The sequence below is a fragment of the Bacillus sp. FSL R5-0593 genome (assembly GCF_038603755.1).
Lineage (GTDB): Bacteria > Bacillota > Bacilli > Bacillales > Bacillaceae > Bacillus > Bacillus velezensis.
Window position 1 is genome coordinate 3,250,254 of the sequence record NZ_CP152011.1, and the last position, 26,151, is coordinate 3,276,404.

The window sequence follows — 26,151 nt, forward strand, 5'->3', positions numbered from 1 at the left end:
ACAAACGGTGTTTTGCCCTTTTAAGATTTCAGGAGTGAGCGCTGAAAAATGTCATCCTGTACGTAAATGCCGTCAAGGTTCACGGCATAATCGGCGGCAAAAACCAGGCCGAGCGGCGTTTCGAATTGAAGATCCGATATGACGGAGCTTCGGACACCGGCAAGTGCGGCAAGCTTCATATATGGCGAATAAGCATGATACGGGAGCCTTCCGTTTATATAGAGCACCGCGTCTTTTCGGCTTTTCAGCGCCTGTTTCACTTCTTCATACGGCTGCTTTTGCAGCACCTGCCCCTTCGTCAGGGCAATGATGACTCTTTCACGCAGCGAGCCTAAAAATAAATGGCGTTCATCCGGTTTCGTCTGCAGAGGGCCGTACATCCCCTGCTGTAAATAAAGGTCAACCGTTTTGTCGCTCATCGGCCTGTCCCTCCTCAGCTTGTTTTACAATTATCTCCCCGGACGGGACGCGGTAAACCGCTTCGTTACATTTCAGCCACCCAATGGGAGATCTTGCCGGCGAGCTCTCCGGCGGGTTCTTCTTCAATCAGCTTGCTGAATGATTGTAAAAGCCGCTGCGCCAGCGCCTTTTTCTCTTCCTCATAGGAAATGATCGTGCTCCACTCAAGTTCCGGAACGGCTACAAGGGTATGCTGTTCTTTTTTATTTTCATGCAGATATACATCACCGATCATTCCGGACTGCACGGTAATATTCGCTTTTCTGATTTTCATAAAAAATTCCCCTTTTATAAAGACTGATTCTATTATACTACAAAAAAGCGACAGCCTCCTAAAAGGAGGCTGTCACGCGTTAAACCAATCAGGTTCGTCAAACACATCGATGTCTTCAAAGCGCGTTTTGCTGAATTTATTAGTGACTTTGACAAAATCTCCGGAATGAAACGCCCCTGCCCCCGCGCCTGAGTGGTCAACGGCTTTGGGAGAAATGGCAAACACGTCACCGAAGCTCGCCGCAGCGTCTCCGGCTAAACTCATAATATAAATCGGTCCCACAATTGCAGGCATACCCACACCTCCGCTTTTCTTTACAGCATTTTATGCGCTGCATCGGGAGTTGTGCCCGTTTTTATTTCGGCTTGCGGCTGTCTTCTAGCTTTGACCGCTGACGAAGTTTGATAAGCCGGACGATATTTAAGACAAAAGCTTTTAAAACCGCGTAAACCGGCACGGCCAGAATCATTGCGAGAATGCCGCCGAAACTGCCCGCTCCGATAAGCAGAAGAATAATGGTGAGCGGGTGGGTATTGAGCCGTTTCCCGATGACAAGCGGAGAAAGCAGATTCCCGTCAAGCTGCTGGACGACAACGACAACAATAACGGCAAACAGCGCCTTAGCCGGCGAATCCATAAACGCGATAATCACCGCGGGCGCCGCCCCGAGAAACGGCCCCAGGTACGGAATAATATTGGTGACGGCGATCACCATCCCGAGAATTAACGCATACTGCAGGCCGATGATCCAATATCCGATAAAGCATGCCGTTCCGACAAAGAGACAAATCAGCAGCTGGCCTTGGAAATAGGCGGCCAATGTGACATATAAGTCATTAAATATTTTGCGACCTTCCGCCCGGTAGGAAGTAGGCAGGATTTTAACCGCCAAGAGCGGAAACCGCCGGCCGTCCTTCAGCATATAAAACAAAATGAACGGAACGGTGATCACGACAAGCGTAATATTCGTAACGACGCCGAACACGGCCGACAGGCTTGCCGTAATATTTTGCGGAAGGCTTTGTAAAAATCCCGTCAGAGACTGCTGGATTTTTTCTATCGACACATAATCCTGCGTCATCATCCACGTAAACCATTTGGAATGGGATAATTGCGCCGTTAAGACTTGAATCTGATGAATGTAATCAGGGAAATTGTTAATCAGCCCCGTGACCTGGGAAGCCACAATCGGTCCGATGGCGGTGAACATAAAGGCAATCAAGCCGATGAAAACGAGATAAATGAGCAGGATCGCCAATGTCCGGGGGATTTTTTTCTCAAGCAGGCGTACGATCGGATTAAAAATGAAAAACAAAATGCCCGAGATCAAAATCGGAAAAAACAAAGTGGTGATAAAACCGAAAAACGGCTGAAAAATAAACGAGACTTTCGTTGATACGTAAATAATGAGCAAAACGAGCAAAATTTGCAGCGTCCAAAAATGGACCTTTGATTTCAACAAGCGGTTTCCTCCTATTGTCATGTGAACTTGTACTGTGATTGTACCAAAAAAAGCCGCCGTGCATCTATGTATCTCAAAAAAGAAGACGCACCGGGGTTCTATAGGGCCGCCTCCGGTTTGCGCCTTATTCGTGCTGTTACACGCGTTCGGTATAATCAGGCATGACGGAAACCACATGGCGGTTTCTGATATAAAATACACGGTCATGCGTTTCTTCAATGGCGATGTGATCCGGAGTGGCATCAATCAGCCGTCCTCTGACAATGCGTCTGACGGTTTGAATGATAAACCTTGAGCCGATAAGCTTATGGATGGTCTGATAAACGTAAGGATCCACTAACGAGACGATTTGCGGGCTTCCTTGATGGGCCATTTTCGCTGATCCCCTTTACTATGTTTTCCTTCAGCATATGCAGCGGACAAAGGCTTTGACACAGTACGTCTATCGGAGCGGAAAAGGTGTTAGTGAGCATGCGGAGTTATGTAAGCGGAAAAGGCCGCATGAGTGGCCTAGACTGAGCTTCTTAAGGGATATTGGGCTTGGTCAATTAACTGATCAAGCTTTTGGATTTGTTTGAGCGCGGCCGTGTGATCCATTTGGCGGTAATGGTGATGTCCGCCGGGTTCTTCATCGAGTTCATCCGCTTGTTTCACGATTTGCTGGAGCGTATTCTTGTCCAGTTCGCCTTCAGGCAGATAGGAATCGGTGTGAAGCAGAATCGCCAGCGCAATGTCCTTCGCCGCTTTCGGTTCTTCACCGAGCCGGATGAGCAGCTTATGCGCCCGTTCCGCGCCTTTAATGGCATGGATATCGTTTCTTCTGTACTTTTCATAATCCCATTTGCCGTCTGTGTACCATTCATAATGGCCGACGTCATGCAGTAAAGCCGCTTTCGCCGCAAGATCCGGGCTGACACCTGCTTTTACGGCAAGACGGTATGCATGAAACGCGCAGGCGATCGCATGGGCGACACCGGAACGCTGTAAATACTTTTGTGCGATTGGATGGGTGAAGACATCCATTAACGTTACATTTCTCATGGAAACCCCTCCTTAATATATTTTTAGAATCCTAACATAAATCGAGAAGAAACTCAATTCATCTGATACATTTCTTATACCCCTTATACGTTGTTTCATTCATCATATGCCGCCGGACCCCGAAGTGATTGTACAAACAAAAAAGAGCAGCGTAAAAGCTGCTCTACAAAAATTCTTTGATATCGTATATCCGTCCGTTTTCCGGCTCGCCCGCGATCAGTGAGTGAATGACGCCGGCGATGTATTCCGGGCTTCTGAGGTTTTTCGTTTCTTTCAGATTGCGGAACCGTTCGATGTCATGGAAATCTTCTTTTGACGAAGAACGGATGACGGCCTGCATGTCTGTATCCATCACTCCCGGCGAGAATGAGATCATGCGGACCGGCAGCTCTTCATCTTCCTGTTCAAACCCGAATGTTCTCGTAAACATATCAAGCCCCGCTTTTGAGCTGCAATACGCGCTCCATCCTTTATAAGGATTTTTCGCCGCGCCAGATGTGATGTTGACAATTGTTTTGCTGCCGCTGAACGCTTCGAAACGCTTTGTGAACATTTGGCTGAGCAAAACGGGCGCCGTCAGATTAAGGGTGTAATGGCGGTTTAATTCTTCGGCGGAAGCCTCTTTCGCCCGCTTGATCGGTTCCACCATGCCGGCATTGTTGATCAGTGTGACGGCGGAATACCGCTTCTTCTCAGCTTGATCAAGAATCGCCTTCATCTGCCGCTCTGTATCTGCCAGATCGGTTAAATCAACACTGTATTCTGTCAGCCCCTCACGCTTTTCCCCGCTTATCGTTCTTGAAAGCGCGGCGACTTCGGCTCCTTCTTGCAGCGCCTGTTCCGTCAGCGCCCGGCCCAAGCCTTTTGACGCGCCTGTTATAAGAAAAAACTGCATGAAACTCCTCCTTTTTTTCTTATTTTACGGGCTGTCTTTCCGCAAACACAAGCGATCCGTTTACCGCTGTGCCTTTTCCTGCGCTGTGACTTTCGGGATCAGATAGATCATCGCCGCAATCCCGAGGAGGATCAAGACGGCATAAATGACAGGAAGCAGATAAGAAGTCTTTTTCTCTTCCGTTTCCATATCTGCCGAGGTATGCCGCACCGCAGGCTCGGCAAATGTGATACCCAGTTTTTTCGATTGCGCTTTGATCGTATTCGGCTCCGTGTCTGACGATGTAAACAACTTTGATATCAGTTTGTCATCCGGGTTTTCCGCCGGCTGATCAAAGGTAATATCCTTCTGTTCTTTCGGAAGCGCCGTTTTTTCCTCGGAGTAGGCATCGTCGTGCAGGTAATCCGTACGAATTTCAATGTCTTTCTTTTCATATTCATTCGGCTTGACATCAGTATTTTCCTCATTCGCGGCTGCGGCTTGGGGAAGGAAAAGGAAAAAGGAGAGAGCAAACAGCAGCAATCCTTTTTCCATGAACGTGTTACGCCTCATAAGACTGATCACTTTCCTCCGTTTTTTCCGCAAACAGCCGAATGACGAGCGGAAGCGCCGCCGCAATCAGCGTAATGATCGCAAGAACCGTTACCCCCATCGCAAACAGATGGCCCGTTCCGTATTGAATATCGATATAGACTTTCGAAACCGGACTGTCAAAGGTGAAGTTCGGCATAATCAGGTCGATCAAAGGCGCCACATAAAAGAGAATGAGCGCGGATGATGCAATCCATCCGGTGATTGAGCCAAAGACAAAGGCTGCCCGGATAAAAGCTGAACTCGCCGCAAGCAAGAGAATCGTAAAGACTGACCATTTAATGGTCTGATCGTCCGGAAGCGAGTAGATATTCAGACCGAACAGACTGATCATCAATCCGACCATAATGTTTAAAATCCCAAAGAGCGCGCCTTTGACAAGAAGCGGCGCCTGCTGATAATACGAGCTGAAATAGCCGATCAGAAGACTGCTGATCAGAACGATCACCAAAATGACGACCGGCGGAACATTCTGAACCCGGTCTTCCGGCACCTCTCCGCTGATTTTAAGCGGGTTGGCGAGATAATCGTAAACGTAGCCGTTTTCCTGTCCGTCAACGAGCGCGTTCCCTAAAATGCCGTACACGTCATTTCTGATCAATTTCGTGGAATCGACGTTTTTGCCCCAGTTGCTGTTCAGGGTGTCCGCTTTATGCTGGACGTCATTTACGCTTTGCTGCATATTGTCGGTATAGCTGATGATGCCGGACTGGCGTTCTGACAGATGGCCCATCGTGTCAGACATTTGCAGGACTTCGCGGCCGACGGTATCCTGAGCGCCGAGCGCCATCGTTCCGGTTAATCCGTCTCCGCTGAACGCGGCCGCTTCCTGCACGGCGCCTTCAGCCAGCTGATCGGATGCTTTCGCCGCGCTGTCTGAAATGCTGGCGAGCTCATCGAGCACTCCGGCTTGTTCATCTCTGATATACGAGCTGTAGTTATCCGAGAATTCGGTCATGCCTTTAATGAAATTGCTGATGTCTTCATCTGTCTGCATCTTGTTGTTTTTCAGATTTTCCCAGCTTGCCGTTTCCACCGGTTTGATGGCAAGAACGGTTTGAACTTCGCCTTGCTGGGCTTTCAGCACCCTGTTTTTCACATCAGGCAGCGAGCCCGCGTCAAGAGAGTGATAAAGTGTCGCCTCATACAGGGATAAATCATTATAGTAACTCATTAAATCGGATATTTCTTTTGTATTGATGTCAGCGGCAAATATCTGTTCAAGAGCAGATTTGCGGCCGCTATCCAATGACGGGTAGTTCAAAATGTTCTGTTCTGTTCTTACAATCAATCTGTAAACGGTATTGAAGTCTTGTTTTCTCGTTTCTTTCAATTCCTCTAGCTTTTTCTTTGCACGTTTTTTGACGTCATCAATCTGGTCTTGAAGGCCTTGGATTTCTTCATCAAGAGCATCGAGACGTTTTTTCAGTTCTTCATTATGAGTCTGCTGTTTCTCTTCCAGCTCTTTTTCAATTTGCTGAATGCGTTCTGCGGCTTGGTTCAGCCTTTCTTTCGCCTCAGATATGTCCGTGCCGCCGTCCCCTTCAGAATCGTTCGGGTCGTCCGCCGGCTCATCAGCAGGCGGAGTGACGTTTTTAGCGGCAGTGGCGGTCTGGACGTTTTTTGGCTCCTGATCGCCTGTGTTATGGGAAGCAGGCTGCTCTTCTTTTGTGCCGTCTTCCGTTTTTCCGTCTTCTCCGGGATTCGTTCCGTTATCCGGATCGGTATCGCCGGAGTTTTCACCGTCATCGCCTTGGCCCGGGTTTTCCGGTTCCGGTTTTTCTTTTTCCGGTTCTTTTAATCCGTCAGAAATGTCATTGATTTCAGCGGAGATGCGTTTTAATTCGTCACGCTGATCGTCAAGGTCCATCTTCAGATCGCCGGGTTTTTCTTCTTCCGGTTTTTCTTCTTCTTTCGGTTCATCCGAGCCGTCATCACCCGGGTCCTTTTCCGGAACGGTTAATGCCGGCCGATCCCTTTTCATAAGGGTTTGAATGCTGTTCAATGTTTCAAATCTTGCTTGAGCTTTATATTGAGTCAAATAATTGTCCAGTAAATTGGATTGAATATTCGCCATCCCGTGTTCCTGATCAGGAACCTGCGCTTCTCTCACCTGTTGGGCGGCAGAAAGAGCCGATCCCGTCTGGTCAAGCTGTGTCTGCGCCCGGTTTATGCCGGAGGACAGTCCGCTCATCATCGTGCTGAACTGGTTGGCGGCCTGCTGTGCTTTAATGGCATTCAGTCCGGTTGTGATTTGCTTTTGGTTTTGTTCCTGCGCGGCCATCAGCAATTTTTTCTGATTTTCTTGATATTGTTTATAGCGCTCGACCGTGTCGGCAAAGTCTTTAAGCGTGGTTTTGGCTTCATCTGCCGAAGTCAATTTTTCTTTTGCCGCGCCCTGCGCTTCATTCATTGATTTTTTCAGTTCGTCAATCAGGTCTTTTTGCCGCTTGATTTCACCTGCCAAGTCATTGGAGCTCGGCTTGTAAAAGTTGTACATGACGTTTTGAAACTCTGATTCTTTATTGACGATCTTGTCAAAATCGCCTCGGACATTGTTCACTTTTTGCGAGACGAAATTCCAATATAATGCCGACATTTTTTTATTCATTGATTTTTGGGCGTCTTCTAGCTCACGCTGCACCTTTTCTTTGTTGACGGCGTTCAGGTTGCTTTGAATATTGAATGTCAGCGTGGCTTTTTGCGGACGCTCCTTGTCATAGCTTAAGATATCTTTTGAAAAATCGGATGGAATGTAAACGACGGCGTCATACTTCTTAGCCGCCAGACCGTTTTCAGCCGCGCTCCTGTTGACAACCGTCCATGAATAATCCGGACGGCCGCCGAGAGCGGCCGCTACTTCTTTGCCGAAATGGACGGATTCCTCTTCCTCATTTTCATCTGTTTGTAAGCCCATGTCTTCATTCACGACTGCGATTTGGCGGGTGGCGTTGATTTTTTGTTTTCCCGGGTCATCGCCGATAAACCGGAAAAACAGCACCGGCAGCAGCAGAATGATGACGACCGCGGCTATTAATTTGATCAGGCTTTTTCGTTGTTCAGTCATCTGACGGCCTCCCTTTCCGCTGAACATAAAGGTATTTGGATTTTTTGCTCCTTCCCGTTTTCAACCAAATAGCCGAAGCCCGGCTGAATGTCCGGTTCCTGCCTTTGGTAAGGCAGCGGAATGACATTTTGTTCGGATTTTTTCACAAGCAGCATCGCGTGGCGGATCTGTTTCATTTCCGTCGTTAAGGAATCATAGCCTTTTGAGAATTCGCTGTGATTGCCCGCTGGGATAAAACTGAAGCCCACATGCGCGTAAGATTTCATAAACATCGCCAGCTTGTCCTGAATGGCGGTGTCGATCGTCTGCTGGAATCTTGTAATGCCGTCGGCCATTAACACGACCGGAGAGAAACTGAGTTTGTGGACATCGCCATTTTTGACGGCCTGCGCATACTGAGCTTCGCGCTCCGTGAAAATAGCTTCTGCCGTTTCGATCCACTGCCGGACGTCTTCTTTTGTGTCCAGATAGCTGACTTTTGTTTCCTGCGCATACTGCGACAGTCCGCGGTCAATCGAGTCAAACAGCCCGACCTGTTCCGTACCTTCACGCAGCAGGTGATTCAGCATGACTTTCAGGATATTTGTTTTTCCCCGCTGTGTCTGGCCTAAGATAAGGCAATGCTTATTTTTGCCCAGATCAAAGTACACAGGGCTGACCTTTTCCTCATGAAGCCCGACAGGAATGCGGAACGGCTCTTGATCCGGGCCGAGACGGAGTGAAAATTCGCCGGCCGTCAGCCTATCCGGAAGCATCGGAATCGGGTCTGGGCCGGCTGTTCCTGCGTGGCGCTCAGCTAATGCTTTGACATCGGCTTTCAGCTCCTGGAACATCTCGAGGTCATTTTCCGCTTCAGCCGGAAGAAACATTTGCGCGAAATACAGTTCTTCTTTTTGGATCATCACGCGGCCCGGGATCGGTTCGAGACTGAACGGCGGACGCCCGTAAATGGAGTATCCTTCTGACTGATCCATTAAATAATGGACGACTTTCGTTTTTATGTTGTTTAACAGCGACTGGCGGACGGCGTTTACCCTCGTTGCGGTCAGCAGGAAGTAAATGCCTAAACTTTGCCCGTCGCGTGAAATCTGGATAAATTCCGTTTCTAATTCATGCATTTCATCTTTTACGATGTCGAAATTGTCAATTGTGATAAATATAAACGGCAGCTCTTCTTCACTGAGCGAATTGTACATTTTGATATGGCTGACTTCTTTTTCTCTGAACAGCCGTTTCCGCCGCTCGATTTCTTCCTTGATGCGGATCATGAATTTTTCGATCTTTCTCATTTGATCCATTAAGAAATAGTCTGCGGTGTGCGGAAGCTTTGCCAATGGCAGAAGCGTGCCGTTTCCGAAATCAAAGATGTACATATGAAGCTCTTCCGGCGTGTATCCTTCCGCGAAGTTCATCAGGAAGGTGATGGCAGCCACTGACTTGCCGTAGCCGGATGAGCCGAAAATGCCGATGTTGCCGTCATCCATCATCGTATAAGCGAGAGGCGCCTGTCTTTGCTGATCAGGCTCATCAACGCAGGCGATGAAGAACCGGTCTTTTTCCTGCGCAGGGTAAAGCGTGCGCGGGATACGTTCGGCAAGCGGCGGAAGCCACGGGCTCGGCAGCTTTTCAATGCCCATTTCATTTTGAATCCGCTCGATTTCTTCGACTACGGCCTCTATTTCTGCCGGGGCATCTTTTTTCGCCGCATCATCCGCATCCACCTCAGACAGCGGAATTAAGCCTGTGTCGGTAACGATGGCAATGTCATCCTCGGTGCCGTATACATCTTCCATGTAAGGGGCGCCGCTCCAGGCAGACTGGAACTGCTCATACACTTCGTTATTTCCGACTTGCAAGTAGCCGCGTCCGGTGACCGTAATATTCGCCGCATCACTGTTTTTCAGGATTTCTTTACTGTCACTTGCATCCTGCACTTTCAGCGCGACCTTAAAGCGTGAGTTGCTCCATATTTGGTCGTCAATGATGCCGCCCGGCTTTTGCGTGGCGAGAATTAAATGCACACCAAGGCTCCGTCCGATGCGGGCCGCGCTGACAAGCTCCCTGATAAAGTCAGGCTCTTCGCTTTTCAGCTCGGCGAATTCATCTGAAATCAAAAACAGGTGCGGCATCGGAATCTCCGTTTCTCCCTGTTTATACAGCTTTGTATAGTCATTGATGTGATTGACGCGATATTGATCAAACAGACGCTGCCGTTTTTTCAGCTCGCTCTTAATGGATGCAAGCGCCCTGATACTGAAGTTTCTGCTTCCTTCAATATTCGTGATGGTTCCGAGAAGGTGCGGCATCTTGCGGAACGGCTGGGCCATTCCTCCGCCCTTATAGTCAATCAGCAAAAACGCCGCTTCATGCGGGTGGAAATGAACGGCCAATGACAGGATGTACGTTTGCAGAAATTCACTTTTCCCGGAGCCGGTCGTTCCCGCCAGCAATCCGTGCGGCCCGTGCGCTTTTTCATGCAGGTTTAAATAGACGATGTCGTCTTTTCCTTTATAGCCGATTGGAACAGCCAGCGATTTTGCAGACTCACTTGTCTCCCACTTCTGCCTGATGCCGATTTCTTTTACTTCCTTCGCATGGAACAGCTCCAGAAATGAGACCGTTTCAGGAATGGAATTCGTCATTCCGACCTGATGGTGCAATGTCCGAAGCGTCCGGGAAAACCGCTCGTTGTTTGTCCGTTCATGCCTGTCCAGCTTAAACGGGATCTGCACCGCTTTTTTCTGCTGAATGAGAATGTCTCCCTCATCTTCATTAATGTAGCGGACGAGGGTATGAATGTTTTCCGCCAGGCTTTCCTTCGTTTCCGCGGCGATGATTGCCGAGATGCCGAGATGCTCATGCCGGCCTTCGATGTATTCTAAAATGACGTGCTCTGCGATCAGCTGCTGATTTGTGATGACAAAGACAAAATGCGGCTGGAAGATCTTCTTTTCTTTATCTTCTTCCAAATCCCGCTCACGCAGCAGCTCGTAAATGGACGATAACAATTGATCGCGGGTCTGTTCATTGTAAATAAATCCTTTCGCATACATATGAGGCAGCTGAAATTGCGGCAGCCACTTCATCCATTCCCATTCCTTATATTCGTCCTCATGAAAGATAAAGACAAATCGCAGGTCATGGTAGCTGTTGAAGAACGCGAGCTGGCCGATCAGCTGATGAATTTCATTTTTGACGATCTGGGGTTTCCCGACAAGCCCCATCGGCCCTTCTTGTAAATCAACGGTCACGGGCGCATGGCGGATATCTTTATACACACGCTGCATGTGCTGCGACTGCTCCATCAAGTCATCCACATCACGGTTCGCCAGGTCTCCGCCGCTCATTGAAATCTCGTAGCTTGCCGGGACCGTGCCCGTTCCGAGCCGAAGCATCAGAAAATCCCTGCTATCCAGCGATTTCTCCCAAATGCGGCCGCTGATTTCAGAAGTTAAATATTTCATTTTTTCAAACGGGGGAAAATGATGCGTCAGCACTTGCAGCTGTTTTTCCGACAGCGTCTGAAGCTCTTTCCGCTTGCTTTCTAAATACTGCTTGTACACACGCTCCCGTTTTTCCTCCCGTTTTTTCCGCTGGTTTTTTTCACGGAAATACTGCACGGTGGAGGTAATGAGAGTCATCATAAACATCGCCAAAGAGACAAGGATGAATATGCCCCTCGGCTGTATAATGGCGACAACCCCCATTACAATCAGCATGACCAAAGGAGGCAGAATGACGAGCCACAGCCCCCGGTTATTCTGTTCGCTTTCCTGCGAGGGAAAGCTGAATGAAACGCGGTCTTCGGGAAGATCGTAGACCATACGCGGCGTTCTTCGATATTGCGGGTATTTCTTTTTCATTTCGGTGCTTGGTTTTACCGTTTTGGTTAAACCGGTTTGAAGCTTTTCGTGATGAACGACTTCTAAAAGGTCGTCCTCCGTCAGCCTCACACGCAGAAAATTCCACAGCAGCTCATCTCCCGTGCGGAGCCTTTCGGGAGCTTCTGCAAGTTTTCCGTTCACATAAACGTCCTGGCCATCAGGGACGACAGACCAGCATCCTCCCGACTTTCGCAGATAAAAAGCCCCTGTTTGAGCGGAGGACGGCTCTTTGTATATATCCGCTTCCTCTGTTTCTGATGAGAAAACGATCTCATCCTTCCCGCCGATAAAATAAACGGAGGATTCTTCTTTGTCAGGGGTGAGCAGAAGCCGCATCGTCTCTTCTTCAATCCGACAGGGCATTTCATTTCCTATTGTCAATTCGCCGGCACAGTTATTTCCCAGGAAAACATCATAACGATCTGTTTCTTTTCGATAAAGGGTTGCGGCGTTTTGCCGTAACGGAAGTGTGCCGACCGTGATTGTATCTTTCATATCCGGACCGATCGTAATCGGCTGAGACGGCGGGAGTTCAGACAGCTGAATCTTTTGTACGTGCTCTCGGTAAAAGACCCATAACAGACTCATATGGCGAACCTCCTGACAGCCTGATCGTTACCTGCGGCCATTTGATGTGTGCTGTTATTTTTTTTCATCTTTTTTCTCATCTTTCTTGTCGTTCTCTTTGTTATCTTTCGCTTTGTCTTGTTTGCTTTCATCCTGTCCGGCGGAAGCTTCGGCGGTGTCACCGTTTTCCTCCGCTTCTTTATGCTGCTCCTCCGCCTCTTTTTTCGCCTTCGCAAGCTCGCTTTCCACGGCGTCCAGTTCTTTCTGCTTTTCGTCGTCTTTCATACTGTCATCCGCTAATAATTGCTGTTTATATTTTGTAAGTCCGAGCCAGATGTACGGGTTGTACTCAAGATTGCGGCCGATTTTGATGGCTTCTTCATTTTCCCCTCTGCCGATATCAATCCAATAAAGGAAATGCTTCGGGTCTGATTGCAGCGTGACCAGATTCCCGATGTTTTTCCGCTGCTCTTCCCTCAGATTTTCAACTGCCACATAAGAGGAAGCAAGCTCGTACTGCACAGATTCCGGGAGGCTTTCCGCATCGTATTTGGCGAGTGTGTCAATGACTTTGCTGTACTGCTGATTTAAAAAATAGCGGTTGCTTTCCGTAATTGCCTCTTGCTTCGGCTGGGCGAAAAACAGAACGTATAAGGAGTAAAGAAGTGCCGGCACAAGGAGGACGGCAAGCGCCAGACCGGCGTATCTTTGGATTTTCCATTTCTTTTTCGGCAGTTTTATGTATGTCTTGTCCCTTTCTTCGAGGGAATCAATTGCGGTTTGAATGGTTTCTTCCAGTTCTTCAATCGTCTCCGCCTCTAGCACGCTTTTCACCTCAGGAGAGAAGTGAAGCGTCTCCTTGTACTTCAAATATTCATCGAAGGTGTACGCCCCGTCAGCTGCAAGCGCCGCACAGGCTTTGAGCTCTTTTAACACCCTTTCTCTATCTTCCTCATAAGGCGGAAGGCTCTCCTTTACGCCGTAATGAAGAAAGTAAGGCGTCAGCGCTTTATCAAACACGATATTTTCAGGGGCGGCAATCAGATTGAGACGTTTCAGCTTATGCTGTTTCACGGCTTGGACGAGACGGTAGGCAAATTGCCACCTGCTTTTTTTATCTTTTCCTTTTATATAGCGGAAAGCCTGATAAGAAGAAGGAGGTTTGATTGTGATGGTTACTTCGTCTTCTGAAACTGAGACCTCTTTTTGAAAAAAAGGATCGGCATCTTTAATCACGTTTGCTTCCAGCCCGTCGAGAAGCTTGATTTTTTCCCGCTGGAAGGTGAACGTGAAGCCTGATTCGGTTTCTTCCCGGACGGCATCTAATTCTGTTTCTAAATAAGATCTGTTATGACCTGTCATTCCACCATGTCCTTTCATAAAATTTCAAGGCGGTCTCCGTTCGTAATGCCGCAGTCAGATAGCTTTTGTTCTCCGGAAAAAACCGCTTCTTTATTGACCACTCTGATCCAATAGCCTTCACGCGGCGGAACGGATACATGCTGAGCCTGCCGGGCAATATCAATGACTTTTTTCACAGAATGGTAATCTGACAATCTGAGATCGAAGACGCTGCCGTTATAATGTGTTAAATCTATTGTAATATCGATATACATATTCATATCACCCTTACATAGAAAGAGCGCCGTCTTCTTGATTGAATCAGGCGCTCCGTTTCTTCATTCATCTTATTATCCGCGAATTTGGTTAGCGATATCTTGGTCAGTAGACTCAAGCGTATTTGCCGTTTGATCGAGCTGATGATTCACATCTTGAAGCAATTCAGACATTTTAATAAATGAAGGTTTCAGCTGCTCATATTGATCTGCAAATGCTTCACTTGAAGCACCTTCCCACATGCTTTTCAAATCAGAAATCATGCGGTTCAGGCGGTCAACCTGATTCATGACTTCCTGACTTTCAACGCCATATTGCTTAGCCATCGCTCTTAGCTCTTCGGGTGTGACACGAATTAATCCAGACATATTCCTTATACCCTCCTGTGTCATCAGCCTAAATATGGGCTAATTCACTTATTTTTTGAACGTCATTATTATAAAAACAACCATTCGGCACAGTCAAACAAATCTGTTTTAATTTTACAAAATGAGTCTTATGATATATTGGATTTTTCGTCACATTTACACATTTTGTAAATGTAGTAGTATGATTTTCTTATTATTTTCGTTTTCATCGAATGATCTTATTGTCCTAGTCTATTTCCCTGCAAAGATGCCTTTCAGTCTGAAAAGCAAGATGGTAAGATCAAGATATGAAGCTATGAAAAAGTAGGGATACAGATGACCAATCCAAAGGATCCATTTAAGTACAGTTTCGACAGGCTTGAAGATGTTGCCGATCATATCAGTGAAGTTCTTCAATGCCCCATTACAATAGAAGACGTTAATCATAAACTGCTTGCATACAGCACGCACAGCGATTGTACAGATCCGGCCCGGACGTCGACGATTATCGGGCGGAGGGTGCCGGAAAAAGTCATCAACAAACTCTGGAAAGACGGAACCATTCCGGCCCTTTTAAAAACGGACCAGCCGATCAAAGTGAAAGAAATTGACGAGGTGGGCCTGAGCAACCGCGTGGCGATTTCCATCTGGAAAAACAGTCAGGTTCTCGGATTTATTTGGGCGCTTGAAATCAAAAAAAAGCTTAATGATGAGGATCTGAAGACACTTCAGCTGGCAGCCAAAGCGGTGCGGAACAAGCTTTTGCACCTGCAGATCCGCAAAACGAAAATCGAAGAGCGGGGCCAGGAGTTTTTTTGGAAAATGCTGACCGGCCATATTTATCAGGAAGCCGAAATGGCCGAAGGGTTTCATAAGCTCGGGATGGCGCTGCCGTCCGTGTTCAGCGTCATGATCATCCGTTTACATGATGAGCTGACTGAAAAGACGGAACAGCAGCTGCAATATTTGCAGGAAACGACACAGCAGATTCATGTCATGCTGGCGACTGTCGATTCAAATGAATTAATTTTATTAGCCGCGCCGAAAACCGATCAGCCTTTTAAAGATGTAAAGCACTTCGCCCTTCATATTCAAAAACAGCTGAAGGAACGATATAAAATTGAGGATGCGTCGATTGCGGTAGGCGGTATTTACGAATCGATTTCTTATGTTTACCGCTCCTATCAGGAAGCGCTTTCCGTATTAAAAGCGAAAGAGCGGTTTGTGAGAGAAACCAAACACCTTTTCAGCTTTTCGGAACTCGGCATTTATCAGTACCTGGATGTATTGGATGAAAAACGCAAGCACAGCGGCTATATGAACTATTCCCTCTCAAAGCTTGAGCAGTATGACAGGGAGCACCAAGCCGATATGGTAAAAACGCTCGAACATTTTATTGATGCCGACAGCAACGTCAACACCGCGGCTAAAGCGCTTAACATCCATGTCAATACATTGAATTACAGGCTGAAAAGAATCAGCCAGATCGCAGAAATCGACTTAAAAAATGTGAATGAAAAGTTTACGATTTACCTTGATATCAAACTTCGCAGCATGGGTTCGTGAAATTTCACAAATCCGTGTTTTTTTATTTTCTGTTTCAAACAAAGAATTTTCGCAAAAATCGCGCTACACTTGAAGCATCACACAAACATTGGGGGAAACAGACATGATTATCGGGGTTCCAAAGGAAATCAAAAACAATGAAAATCGAGTGGCTTTAACACCTGGAGGCGTTTCACAGCTTATCGGAAACGGCCATCGGGTTCTTGTGGAATCCGGAGCGGGACTCGGAAGCGGCTTTACAAATGAAGATTATGTATCAGCAGGGGCGGAAATTCTGGAGGACAGAAAGCAAGTATGGGATGCGGAAATGGTCATGAAGGTAAAAGAACCGCTGGCTGAAGAGTATGCGTATTTCCGTCAAGGTCTGGTCTTATTCACTTACCTTCATTTAGCTGCAGAGCCGGAATTAGCTAAAGCGCTTACAGAAAAAGGCGTGACAGCTATCGCGTACGAAACGGTAACGGACGGACGTTCCCTTCCGCTGCTTACGCCGATGTCCGAAGTGGCCGGCAGAATGGCCGCGCAGATCGGGGCTCAGTTTCTTGAAAAACCAAAGGGCGGAAAAGGAATTTTATTAGCCGGCGTACCGGGTGTATCCCGCGGAAAAGTCACGATCATCGGAGGGGGCGGCGTCGGAACAAATGCCGCGAAAATGGCTGTCGGACTCGGTGCCGATGTGACAATGATCGATTTGAACGCAGACCGCCTGCGTCAGCTTGATGATATTTTCGGGCATCAGATTAAAACATTGATGTCAAACCCTGTAAATATTGCAGATTCCGTCGCGGAAGCGGATCTTCTGATCTGCGCCGTGCTCATCCCGGGAGCCAAAGCGCCGACTCTCGTTACGGAAGAAATGGTTAAACAAATGAAACCGGGTTCCGTCATTGTTGATGTTGCCATCGATCAGGGCGGCATTGTGGAAACCGTTGATCATATTACAACCCACGATAATCCGACTTACGAAAAACACGGCGTCGTTCACTACGCTGTCGCCAATATGCCGGGCGCCGTACCGCGTACGTCTACGCTCGCATTAACGAATGTAACCGTTCCTTACGCGCTTCAAATCGCCAATAAAGGCGCGGCACAGGCCATTGCAGACAGCCCTGCGCTTAAAGCGGGCTTAAATACGGCTAACGGACATGTCACGTATGAAGCGGTAGCCAAAGACTTAGGCTATGACTACGTGCCTGCTGAAAAAGCAATGCAAGGTTCGGCTGCAAAAGCTTAATAGATATGAAGAGGACAGCCTGATCAGCGGGCTGTCCTTTTTTCTTTCTCATAAAAGGAAAAACGGCCCCCTGTCTCGAATATCAATTCATATCCCGGAAGAAAAAGGAGGATTCATATGGCTGTTCAGCACTATGGTGTATTAAAAGGCACTGTGTCAGATATGAAAAGGGAAACAGATGATGATTCTCCGCATTTTCAAGTCGAGGTGCTAGGCGAGCCTGATACGCGCTATCGCTGTGCGATCAATGTCATGTCAAGTTCAAAAGAATCAGAGGTTCTGTATGCGGCACGCGATCATTTTGACGCAAGCACGATCACCCTGCTGCCCAACATTCCGTATGGATATACCCCAATTGATGAAACCAGCCGTGAGCTGGCGCTGGATTATGTCCGCGGCGGATTGTTTGATCCCCGGAACATGGTGCCCCTCCCGCATGAAGTCACCGGTCCGGATAATGACTTAAATGACTTTATTGAGACGTACATGCAAAAAGCCAAATCAGAAAAAGCCACCGTCTATATTTACGGCTCTAAATTCGGGCCGGAGCCGGGCGCTGATAAGATTTTCGGGTTCAAGCCGACAAACGGCATGCATAATATTCATATGAATCAGGGAAACCCAATTGATACACGCTGGAAGAAGGATAACGGAACGTGGCACGACGGCGGTATTTTAATCCAGTTTGCAGACCAGTGGGCCGCGGTCTTTTTGGCTTTTCTGTCTCAGTCATGGTGCACGAATGAAGAAGGCCACCCTTATACATTTTGTGATCATACACAGCTTAACGGCTGATGTCCGCATAAAAAGCCTGCCGAAATAACGGCAGGCTTTTCTTATTACATTTTAGCGGCTTCGGCCTGTTTCAGGCTTTCCGGCCTCATATCACGCCAGTTTGTTTCAATATATTCGAGACAAACGGGGCGGGTTTCATTCGTGAGGCGGGTTTCCCAGCCGTCCGGCACATCCAGATAGGCCGGCCACAGTGAGTACTGGCCTTCAGCATTGACGAGCACATGGTATGAGCCGTCTTCCCGTTCAAATGGATTTGTCATATCATCTCTTTCCTTTCTTTACCGGACTGTACGCCGTCCGTTTAATTTCTCTGCCAGAATCGCGCCGATGTCGGCAAGCGGGCCCGGCTGGCACATATCTTTATGGCGGCAGTCTAAGTCATACCGCTCGATTTTCCCGGTAATATACGGTTTCCAAGTATCCGGCTCAATTGGGTCAAACCACTCCGGAATAATCGTTGATCTGAAGAACAGCACATCTCCGTGGAACGGTTTCGGCTTGTATGTTCCTAACAGCCCGACAGAATTAATGTACGTATCTTTCAGATTCATCATCACTGACTCGTCCAGGCTGGCTAATGCGCTTCCCTCACGGCGGAGAATGGTCAGCGCGGTGTCAAAATCAAGCGGCTGATCCCCGAGGCTGTCCGGGTCGTACCCTCCCAGGGCGAGCAGCGCGATGACGGCTTCCTCGTCATCAGGCGCATTTTTTATCGGCAGAAAATGATTCGGATACGCGTCAAGCATCACCAAAAGCGAAACCTCTTCACCCCGGCTCTGTAATTGTGTCGCCATGGCCTGAATGACATTCCCTCCGAGAGACCAGCCGAGCAGACGGTACGGCCCTTTCGGCTGCACGGTACGGATTTTTTCAATATAATCCGCCGCCATGTCATCTAGGCTTTGCGGAAGCGATTCTTTTTTTCCGATGCCTCTCGCCTGTAAGCCGTATATCGGATAATCAGCCTCTAAAGAAGACATCAGCCCGGCATAACACCAGCTGAGACCGCCGGCCGGATGGACACAGAACAACGGTGTTTCTTCTCCTGCCGTTCTGAGCGGAAGAAGAACATCAAGCGCGCTTGCGCCCGTTCCTGACTCAAGTCTTTCAGCAAGACTTGCCACCGTAGGAGCTTCAAATAATGTTCCGATACTCAGCTCGGCTCCCATCGCTTCCCGAATACGGCTCATTAAATGAACCGCAAGCAAAGAATGGCCGCCTAAATCAAAGAATCTGTCATCAATACCGACACGCGGCAGGTGAAGCACCTCTGCGAACAGCTCACACAGCATTTCTTCCTGCGGCGTTCTCGGCCCCCGGCCGGTGACCTCCGTTTGGAAGTCAGGCGCAGGGAGCGCTTTTCGGTCAAGCTTTCCATTCGGTGTCAGCGGCAGTTCATTCATTTGGACAAAAGCTGACGGAACCATGTAATCCGGCAGGCTTTCTTCGGCAAACCGGCGCATGTTTCCCGTGTCCAAGGTGCTGCCGGCAGATCGGACAAGGTAGGCGGCCAGCCGTTTATCTCCCGGCCGGTCTTCACGGACGACTACGGCGGCATCCTCAACATCCGGATGTTTGACGAGAACCGCTTCGATTTCTCCCAATTCAATCCGGAAGCCGCGGATTTTAATCTGGTGGTCCGCCCTGCCCATATAATCAAGAGAACCGTCCGTCCGCACACGGGCTAAATCCCCCGTCCGGTACATTCTCGTTCCCGGCGGGCCGTACGGATCAGCCACAAAGCGTTCGGCGGTCAGGCTTTGCCGCCCTAAGTAACCGCGTGCCACGCCTCCTCCGGCCACATACATTTCGCCCGTGATGCCCGGGGGCACAGGCTCCAGCCGATCATCAAGCACATATACGTTCAGATCAGGAATGCCGCAGCCGATGAGGCTGTTTGCTCTCAGCTCGGCAATGTTTTTGTCTAATTCAAGGTAACTGACGTGCACCGTCGTTTCCGTAATGCCGTACATATTCACGAGCACCGGCTGATTGTCCGCGTGGCGGCTGTACCAATCCTCAAGCCGGCTCAGCTCAAGCGCCTCGCCTCCGAAGATGATATATCTGAGTGCGAGCTGACGCCCCAGCTCTTTATGTTCTTTTTCCGCATGCATCAGCTGGTAAAACGCTGACGGCGTTTGGTTAAGCACGGTTACCCGCTCTTTCACGAGGAGATGTAAAAACGCTTCCGGCGATCTGCTGATGTCATGCGGCACGACGACGAGACGTCCGCCGTGAAGCAGCGGCCCCCACATTTCCCAGACAGAGAAATCGAAAGCGTAGGAGTGAAACATCGTCCATACATCATCAGAATGAAAGTGATACCAATGCCGCGTCGACTCAAACAGCCGGATAACATTGCTGTGCGGAATGATGACACCTTTCGGCACACCTGTTGATCCCGACGTGTAAATGACGTAGGCCGGGTGAAGCGGTGACAGCGGCCGAATCCGGTCAGCGTCCGCAGGGTTCGTGACGGCATATCGCTCAAGTGTTTCTTTATTCTGCGGGTCATCCAAGATGAAGGCCTGCATGCCGCTTTCGATAGAGAGCTTACTTGCGCCTTCACGGTTGGTAAGCATAAATACGGGCTTGGCATCATGTAACATAAAAGCAATGCGGTCCGCGGGATAATCAGGATCAAGCGGCAGATACGCTGCCCCCGTCTTCAGGACGGCTAACAGCCCGACAATCATATCTAAAGAACGCGGCAGCGCCAGTGCGACAAACTGCTCCGGGCCGACGCCGCGGGCAATCATCATGTGCGCGAGCTGATTGGCTCTTTCATTCAGCTCTTTATAAGTGAGTCCGCTCTCTTCAAAAACTGCCGCCGTTTCATCCGATTTTGCGGCGGCCTGTATTTCAAACAGTTCAGGCAGTGTCTGCCGAGGCTGAATATGCTGTTTTGCCCGTTTAACCGGCAAAAGCTTCCGGCGCTCTTCATCAGAAAGAATGGTTAAGCTTCCAATCGGTTTTTCCGGATGTGATGCGGCATCTTCGAGCAGAAGAAGCAGGCGTCCGGCAAGTGCTTCAGCCGTTTCTTTTCTAAATAAGTCCGTACTGAACTCCAGCAGGCCTTCAATACCGGCAGGCGTGCCGTCGTCATGGCGCTGTTCAGCCAATTCCAGCGTCAAATCAAATTTGGACGATCCGACACTGCTGATTTGCAGGCTTGTTTCCATATCAGGAAGACTGAGTACAGGGTCAGGCGTATTTTGGAATGCGAGCATCACTTGGAACAGCGGATGTCTTGACCGGGAACGAACCGGATTCAATTCTTCCACGAGACGTTCAAACGGCACGTCCTGATGTTCATATGCTGCGAGATTCATTTCCCTGACCCTTTCAAGAAGCTCACAAAAGCTCGGATCGCCAGAGGTATCGGTTCTCAGTACGAGTGTATTAATGAACATACCCACAAGGTCTCCCAATGCGTCATCACTGCGGCCGGCTATCGGACTGCCGATCGGAATATCGGTCCCTGCACCGAGCCGGGTCAGTAACGCGGAAAGCCCTGATTGAAGCACCATAAACAGGCTTACGCGCTGATTTCTGGCAAGTGAGAGAAGACGGGCATGAAGCTCTTGGCCGATGTTGATCGGAATGACGCCGCCCCTGTAGCTTGATTCAGCGGGACGCGGAAAATCAGACGGCAGCTCCAGCTGATCCGGTACATTTTCAAGCGTTTTCTTCCAGAAATCCAGCTGGCGCGCAATTAAGCTCTCAGAATCAGAAGCGCTGCCTAAAAGCTGCTGCTGCCAAAGCGCATAATCCGCATATTGAACCGCCAGCGGCGCCCATTCTGCTTTTTCACCTGTTTGCCGGGCGATATAGGCTATGGATAAGTCACGCATGAGCGGATTCAAGGACCAGCCGTCACCTGCAATGTGATGCAGGAGAATCATCAGCGTATACTCGCCGTCACCAAGATCAAACAGCTCGGCTCGGACGGCCGGCTCTTTAGCGAGATCAAACCGATATCGTGCCGCAGCGGCAAGCATGTCTTGGAGCTCGTTTTTGTCTGCACGTGTCACTGTAAACACAGGGCGGGCTTCTTCAGCAGATAAAATGAGCTGATGAGATGATCCCTTATTTTCCGGAAAAACGGTGCGCAGGCTTTCATGACGGCTGACAACATCGTAAAAGGCGTGTTTCAGCGCTGATTGGTCAAGCTTGCCTGACATGCGGACAATCACCGGAATGTTGTAAGTCGGGCTTGGCCCTTCAAGACAGTAGAGAAACCATAGACGCAGCTGCGCAAATGACAGCGGGATATGCTCCGGCCGGTCAAACGGCTTGAGCTTAGGCCGCGCACTCTTTGCAGTATCAAGCTGTGCGGCGAGCCCGGCAACGGTCGGCGTATCAAACAGACGGCCGATGCCAAGCTCTGCGCCCATCGTCTCCCGGACCCGGCTCATCAGGCGTCCGGCTAAGAGCGAATGTCCGCCCAATTCAAAGAACCCGTCATCAATTCCGACCCGCGCGAGACCGAGAACCTCGGCAAACAGATCGCATAATATTTCTTCCTGCGGCGTCCGCGGCCCTCTGTCAGACAGGACAGCGGAAAAATCAGGTGCAGGCAGAGCGCTGCGATCGAGCTTCTTATTCGGTGTCAGCGGCAATTCTTCCAGCTGTACAAACGCGCCCGGCACCATATAATCCGGCAGGCTTTCGCCCATATATTCACGAAGTCCGCCGATATCAAGGGGCTGATCCGCGACAGCATAAGCCGCCAGCCGCTTATCTCCGGGCTGGTCTTCACGGACAATGACGGCGGCCTGCGAAATACCCGGATATTTCGACAGCACTGACTCAATTTCTCCTAATTCTATCCGGAACCCGCGGATTTTAATTTGGTGATCGACTCTGCTGATATAATCAAGCGAGCCGTCCTCACGCCAGCGCACGAGATCTCCCGTCCGATACATCCTCGCGCCCGCGGGCCCGTACGGATCGGCAATGAATCTTTCCGCTGTTAAATCAGGACGGTTATAATAACCTCTGGCAAGCCCCTCCCCCGCTATATAAAGCTCGCCCGCGATTCCCGGCGGGACGGGCTGCAATGCGGCGTCCAGCACATATACCCGCGTGTTCCAAATCGGCTTTCCGATCGGAGGCGCCCCTGTATGGCCTTTTGCAAGCGGCTGTGCGGCCGACCAGATTGTTGTTTCAGTCGGCCCGTACAGATTCGTCACCGTACAGCCTGATTCAAGCAGAGCATGCATAAGCGCATTCGGAAGCGCCTCACCTCCGACAAGCACCTGCAGCGCCCGGAGAGAATCCGGTTCATTGGTGACTAATGAATGCCACAATGTCGGCGTTGCCTGCATGATTGAAATACCGTATGAGTGAATCATGTGCGCAAGCGCCCGCGGTTCCTGAATCGTCTCTTTACGTGCGATGACGCACCCCGCCCCGCTTATGAGCGGAAGGAAGAGCTCAAGCCCGGAAATATCAAACGCCGCAGTCGTAACGGCAAGCAGGCGGTCTTGTGCGCCAAGCGGGAACATTTCCCGCATGGATAAGAGGAAATTGCTTACGCTTTTTAATGTCACGACTACGCCTTTCGGTTTGCCCGTTGAGCCCGATGTATAAATGATATAAGCGGGGTGCAAAGGCGAACATTCCGCCTGAGCGGGAAAGTCAGCATTTTGAGCGGCAACGGTTTTTACCGTATCCGGGTCATCGAGAATGATCCTTTTTGCATCACTGTCTTCCGGCATGCGGCCGGATAATTCCATCGTTGTAATCAGGCATGCAGGCTGTGCATCTTTGAGCATGTATGTGATCCGCTCAGAAGGAAAATCAGGATCAAGCGGCAGGTATGCGGCTCCCGTTTTCAAAACGGCCAGCATGCTCACGGCCAACTCCTGTGACCGCGGAAGCAGCAAAGCGGCAAATTGTTCCGGTCCGAGCCCCTTTTCCTTTAGCATGCCGGCAAGCTGGTTCGCGCGCTTGTTCAATTCGGCATAGCTGAGCTCTTCGTTTTCGGTGATGATTGCCGGCCGGTCCGGTGTTTTTACGGCCTGTTCGTAAAACAGCTCCGGCAGACTTTTCTGCTTCTCGGCCTTGCGCGTGTCATTCCAGCTTTCCAGTACGCGGAGACGTTCAGTTTCAAGCAGAAGGTTGAGTGTGCCGATTTTTTGTGTCTGGTCTTTCACAGCGGATTCCAACAGAAGCAGGAATCGTTTTTGATGATTTTCAATATCTTCGGCGCTGTACACTTCCGGATTCGCATCAAAGTCCACACGCATTCCGCTTCCGTCCGCTCTGTCGTAAACGTTAATTGACAAATCATCAACGGGCCCTGCTGATAAGTTATGAACGGTCCCCCGCGCTCCGGCGAAATCAAGCGCGTAGTCAAACGGCATCACATTGACTTGCGGGCCGAACAGCCTGCGATTTTCTCCGAGCAATTTAAGGTCGCGGCGCATGTCTTCATGGCGGTATTTCTGATGGCGCCGGATGTTTCGGATTTCTTTTGCCACTTGGCTGACGGCCTCATGAAAATTCATATCCGGGCGGAGTGAAAGCCGTAAAGGAAGAAGATTCATGACCATACTCGGAATATTCAGTGAAATTGAGCCGATCCGCCCCATCATCGGTAAACCGAGCACGATATCCCCTGCGTTTGTCATCCGATGGACATATACCGCCGCTGCGGCCGTGACGGCTTCATGCCAGTTCGGAATCGCTTTTACATGCTGTAAAGCCGTTTCAGAAAGATAAGCCGTGCTTCTCCGAAAACGTGTTGACGTTCGCGGCGCTCTTTCTGCCAAACTGACGACATCAGGTTCATCCGCAAATTTCTCCATCCAAAATTCCCGATCTTTCAGGAATTGATCAGACGCGCGGTATTCTTGCTCTTCTTTTACCAGATCCTCCAAAGAACCGAAGGAGCGCCCGTTATCCGGACGTCCTTCCCGTATTGCGGTGTACATTTGCGCCGTACGCCGTGCCAGCAGTGAAAAACCGTAGCCGTCTATCGCAATGTGGTGAATGCGCTGATACCAGAAAAAGCGTTCCGGTCCCGCCTGAAATAAAATGTCGCTGAACAAAGGCCCGGCCGCCATATCAACGGGCTCAGCCAAATCTGTCTGCATGAGTCTGAGTGCGGCCTGCTTCGGATCAACTTCTGAACTCACATCTATGACATCGATCGCAGCTTCAAATGGAGGATTGATGATCTGCTTCGGCCCGTCTGCCCCCTCCTCGAAGCGGGCGTGTAATGACGCGGCTTCCGTCAGCACGCGTTCGAGAGCGGTTTTAAATATGTTCACATCGATCGCGCCGTTTATCTCAACGTACTCGCCTGTATTGTAAATCGGATTATCAGGATCAAGCTGCTGCGCAAACCAGATACCGGCTTGTGCGCCTGTCAGAGGCAGCTGTTGTGTATCATGCATTCTATTCTCTCCCTTTATAAATAATCTGCGTTCGGCAAGACTTTTTGAGATCGGGAAGAAAGAAGTCTCCACCACTCTTCCAGCGTCGGGTTCTCCGCCAGTTCCACAAACGTCACTTCAGCTCCGTCACGGCGCCATTGTTCGACAAGGCTCATGATTCTGACGGAGTCAAGACCTCTGTCCAGCAGGTCTTCATGATCCGGAATATCAGACGGTGATTCTTGAAGAATCGCCGCAATTTGTTCTCGCACCCGGTCTTTTGTCAATACGGCGGAAGCCTTCTTTTCTCCTTCAGAAACCGGTGCGCCGCCCAGCAGCTCCAGCACTTCGTTTGTCAAAGCTGTATAAGCGCAGCGCTGAGACGCATATTCGATGGCCATCTTATGTTTTTCTGAAGAAAAATCAGCAACGGCGTCTCCGATAAAGAAGCTTTGGATATCATCCATAAATGCTTCACATGCTGTGACGAGGCAGCCGATGTGTGCATAAATTCCCGTAATCATGAGCTGGTCTCTGCCGCTTTCACGCATGATCTCAAGGAGATTCGTCCGTTTAAACGCGCTGTATCTCCACTTTGTGAGGACAATGTCCTGATCATCCGGTGCAAGCTCCGGAATGACCTTTTCTTCATAAGGCCCGCTTTTTAGCCCCGGCCCCCAAAAATCCGTCAGCAGCGCACGGTCCGCCGGGTCTTGGCTGCCCGGCTGCGCGGTATACACCACCGGAATGCCGAGTGCTTTGCATTGCTCTTTTATTTTTTTGATATTCTGAGACGCCTCCGTGATCGGAGCTTCACCTTTCGCAAAAGCATCGACGAAATAATTCTGCATGTCATGGATCAGAAGCACCGCGCGTTTCGGATTCAGCGTCCACGATACTTTATTTTCAGGCATATCTGACGCTGTCGGCAGCGCATATGCGGGAATAGACGGTATAGCCAATGTAA

19 protein-coding genes are annotated in these 26,151 nt (G+C 49.5%); 3 read left to right on the forward strand and 16 right to left on the reverse strand.

Translation table 11 applies throughout. The features are described from left to right. Nucleotides 1–20: 20 nt before the first annotated feature. The 13 genes from NYE36_RS16150 to NYE36_RS16210 form a co-directional block, all read right to left on the reverse strand. On the reverse strand, nt 21–419 hold the full coding sequence (locus NYE36_RS16150; protein WP_003152031.1) for a DUF1694 domain-containing protein: 399 nt from the start codon (nt 417–419) through the stop codon (nt 21–23). Nucleotides 420–484: 65 nt separating this feature from the next. Further along, nucleotides 485–733, reverse strand: a complete 249-nt coding sequence (locus tag NYE36_RS16155; protein WP_003152028.1) for a YueH family protein — start codon at nt 731–733, stop codon at nt 485–487. 72 nt (nt 734–805) lie between these two features. After that, nucleotides 806–1,027 (reverse strand): spore germination protein, encoded by a 222-nt coding sequence (locus NYE36_RS16160; protein ID WP_007408682.1) that lies wholly within the window; start codon nt 1,025–1,027, stop codon nt 806–808. A gap of 61 nt (nt 1,028–1,088) precedes the next feature. Beyond that, a complete protein-coding gene (locus NYE36_RS16165) occupies nt 1,089–2,195 on the reverse strand; it encodes an AI-2E family transporter (RefSeq protein ID WP_015418110.1) in 1,107 nt (368 codons plus the stop codon). 136 nt (nt 2,196–2,331) lie between these two features. Beyond that, nucleotides 2,332–2,568: a DUF2642 domain-containing protein gene (locus tag NYE36_RS16170; protein ID WP_003152023.1), complete on the reverse strand. Its 237-nt coding sequence runs from the start codon at nt 2,566–2,568 to the stop codon at nt 2,332–2,334. Between the two features lie 137 nt (nt 2,569–2,705). Then, nucleotides 2,706–3,236, reverse strand: a complete 531-nt coding sequence (locus tag NYE36_RS16175) for an HD domain-containing protein (protein ID WP_007408684.1) — start codon at nt 3,234–3,236, stop codon at nt 2,706–2,708. A gap of 163 nt (nt 3,237–3,399) precedes the next feature. Next, nucleotides 3,400–4,131, reverse strand: a complete 732-nt coding sequence (locus NYE36_RS16180) for a (S)-benzoin forming benzil reductase (protein ID WP_015418111.1) — start codon at nt 4,129–4,131, stop codon at nt 3,400–3,402. 60 nt (nt 4,132–4,191) lie between these two features. Further along, nucleotides 4,192–4,665: a type VII secretion protein EssA gene (essA, locus tag NYE36_RS16185; protein WP_113766679.1), complete on the reverse strand. Its 474-nt coding sequence runs from the start codon at nt 4,663–4,665 to the stop codon at nt 4,192–4,194. Nucleotides 4,666–4,672: 7 nt separating this feature from the next. After that, a complete protein-coding gene (gene esaA / locus NYE36_RS16190; RefSeq protein ID WP_199022127.1) occupies nt 4,673–7,789 on the reverse strand; it encodes a type VII secretion protein EsaA in 3,117 nt (1,038 codons plus the stop codon). Continuing rightward, nucleotides 7,786–12,261, reverse strand: coding sequence for a type VII secretion protein EssC (essC, locus tag NYE36_RS16195; protein ID WP_094032813.1), 4,476 nt, complete (start codon nt 12,259–12,261; stop codon nt 7,786–7,788). Before essC ends, esaA begins: the two co-directional genes overlap by 4 nt. Nucleotides 12,262–12,315: 54 nt before the next feature. Then, a complete protein-coding gene (gene essB / locus NYE36_RS16200; protein WP_061861493.1) occupies nt 12,316–13,602 on the reverse strand; it encodes a type VII secretion protein EssB in 1,287 nt (428 codons plus the stop codon). Between the two features lie 14 nt (nt 13,603–13,616). Continuing rightward, nucleotides 13,617–13,856, reverse strand: a complete 240-nt coding sequence (locus tag NYE36_RS16205) for an EsaB/YukD family protein (protein ID WP_007408690.1) — start codon at nt 13,854–13,856, stop codon at nt 13,617–13,619. Nucleotides 13,857–13,931: 75 nt separating this feature from the next. Then, complete coding sequence (locus NYE36_RS16210) at nt 13,932–14,225, reverse strand: WXG100 family type VII secretion target (protein WP_015418116.1); 294 nt, start codon at nt 14,223–14,225, stop codon at nt 13,932–13,934. A gap of 315 nt (nt 14,226–14,540) precedes the next feature. Between NYE36_RS16210 and NYE36_RS16215 the strand changes: the two genes are divergently transcribed. From NYE36_RS16215 to NYE36_RS16225, 3 genes are all read left to right on the forward strand, one after another. Continuing rightward, complete coding sequence (locus NYE36_RS16215) at nt 14,541–15,770, forward strand: PucR family transcriptional regulator (protein ID WP_007408691.1); 1,230 nt, start codon at nt 14,541–14,543, stop codon at nt 15,768–15,770. Between the two features lie 103 nt (nt 15,771–15,873). Continuing rightward, entirely contained in the window at nt 15,874–17,004 is a 1,131-nt protein-coding gene (gene ald, locus NYE36_RS16220) for an alanine dehydrogenase (RefSeq protein ID WP_003152011.1), read from the forward strand. 117 nt (nt 17,005–17,121) lie between these two features. Further along, nucleotides 17,122–17,799, forward strand: coding sequence for a YukJ family protein (locus NYE36_RS16225; protein WP_113766682.1), 678 nt, complete (start codon nt 17,122–17,124; stop codon nt 17,797–17,799). Nucleotides 17,800–17,843: 44 nt separating this feature from the next. Here NYE36_RS16225 and NYE36_RS16230 read toward each other — a convergent pair whose 3' ends face one another. The 3 genes from NYE36_RS16230 to NYE36_RS16240 are packed head-to-tail and all read right to left on the reverse strand — an operon-like array spanning nt 17,844 to nt 26,146. Further along, complete coding sequence (locus tag NYE36_RS16230; RefSeq protein WP_007408694.1) at nt 17,844–18,059, reverse strand: MbtH family protein; 216 nt, start codon at nt 18,057–18,059, stop codon at nt 17,844–17,846. Nucleotides 18,060–18,077: 18 nt separating this feature from the next. After that, the gene (locus NYE36_RS16235) at nt 18,078–25,205 is read right to left on the reverse strand and encodes an amino acid adenylation domain-containing protein (RefSeq protein WP_342496862.1); all 7,128 of its coding nucleotides are present in this window, start codon (nt 25,203–25,205) and stop codon (nt 18,078–18,080) included. Between the two features lie 14 nt (nt 25,206–25,219). Beyond that, on the reverse strand, nt 25,220–26,146 hold the full coding sequence (locus tag NYE36_RS16240; RefSeq protein ID WP_032867164.1) for an isochorismatase: 927 nt from the start codon (nt 26,144–26,146) through the stop codon (nt 25,220–25,222). Nucleotides 26,147–26,151: the final 5 nt, after the last annotated feature.

Bases quoted from the DNA above. Each gene is read 5' to 3' on its own strand.
- NYE36_RS16175 (WP_007408684.1), bottom strand. From the start codon at position 3,236: ATGAGAAATGTAACGTTAATGGATGTCTTCACCCATCCAATCGCACAA.
- ald (WP_003152011.1), top strand. From the start codon at position 15,874: ATGATTATCGGGGTTCCAAAGGAAATCAAAAACAATGAAAATCGAGTG.
- NYE36_RS16170 (WP_003152023.1), bottom strand. From the start codon at position 2,568: ATGGCCCATCAAGGAAGCCCGCAAATCGTCTCGTTAGTGGATCCTTAC.
- NYE36_RS16230 (WP_007408694.1), bottom strand. From the start codon at position 18,059: ATGACAAATCCATTTGAACGGGAAGACGGCTCATACCATGTGCTCGTC.
- NYE36_RS16180 (WP_015418111.1), bottom strand. From the start codon at position 4,131: ATGCAGTTTTTTCTTATAACAGGCGCGTCAAAAGGCTTGGGCCGGGCG.
- NYE36_RS16235 (WP_342496862.1), bottom strand. From the start codon at position 25,205: ATGCATGATACACAACAGCTGCCTCTGACAGGCGCACAAGCCGGTATC.
- NYE36_RS16215 (WP_007408691.1), top strand. From the start codon at position 14,541: ATGACCAATCCAAAGGATCCATTTAAGTACAGTTTCGACAGGCTTGAA.
- NYE36_RS16225 (WP_113766682.1), top strand. From the start codon at position 17,122: ATGGCTGTTCAGCACTATGGTGTATTAAAAGGCACTGTGTCAGATATG.
- essB (WP_061861493.1), bottom strand. From the start codon at position 13,602: ATGACAGGTCATAACAGATCTTATTTAGAAACAGAATTAGATGCCGTC.
- NYE36_RS16160 (WP_007408682.1), bottom strand. From the start codon at position 1,027: ATGCCTGCAATTGTGGGACCGATTTATATTATGAGTTTAGCCGGAGAC.
- NYE36_RS16205 (WP_007408690.1), bottom strand. From the start codon at position 13,856: ATGTATATCGATATTACAATAGATTTAACACATTATAACGGCAGCGTC.
- NYE36_RS16150 (WP_003152031.1), bottom strand. From the start codon at position 419: ATGAGCGACAAAACGGTTGACCTTTATTTACAGCAGGGGATGTACGGC.
- esaA (WP_199022127.1), bottom strand. From the start codon at position 7,789: ATGACTGAACAACGAAAAAGCCTGATCAAATTAATAGCCGCGGTCGTC.
- NYE36_RS16155 (WP_003152028.1), bottom strand. From the start codon at position 733: ATGAAAATCAGAAAAGCGAATATTACCGTGCAGTCCGGAATGATCGGT.
- essC (WP_094032813.1), bottom strand. From the start codon at position 12,261: ATGAGTCTGTTATGGGTCTTTTACCGAGAGCACGTACAAAAGATTCAG.
- NYE36_RS16210 (WP_015418116.1), bottom strand. From the start codon at position 14,225: ATGTCTGGATTAATTCGTGTCACACCCGAAGAGCTAAGAGCGATGGCT.
- essA (WP_113766679.1), bottom strand. From the start codon at position 4,665: ATGGAAAAAGGATTGCTGCTGTTTGCTCTCTCCTTTTTCCTTTTCCTT.